The sequence below is a fragment of the Pseudomonas sp. PME37.24/006 genome (assembly GCF_055556635.1).
The window spans coordinates 1-268 of the sequence record NZ_JBVHNL010000123.1; the positions used below are offsets into that span (position 1 = coordinate 1).

At 67.9% G+C, this 268-nt stretch carries 1 protein-coding gene; it reads left to right on the top strand.

The window, feature by feature from the left end; genetic code table 11:
* A partial coding sequence (locus ACZ3GY_RS24100) for an alpha/beta hydrolase fold domain-containing protein (protein ID WP_465912275.1) occupies positions 1-268 on the top strand: 268 nt, incomplete at both ends.

Here is a 268-nt window from a genome sequence, read left to right on the forward strand (position 1 = left end):
TGTTGTCGGTTGGCTATCGGCTGGCGCCGGAGCATCGTTTCCCGACGGCGCTGGAGGACGGTGAAGACGCCTTGTCCTGGCTGGCGGAACAGGCGCTGGCCCTGGGGCTGGATGCCGGTCGCGTCGCGTTCGGCGGCGACAGTGCCGGTGCCACGCTGGCGACGGTGCTGGCCTCGCAGGCGGTGGTTCAGCCACACACCGTAGCTATCGCCCCCAAGGTGCAGCTGCTGTGTTATCCGGTCACTGATGCGTCGCGCACCCACGATTC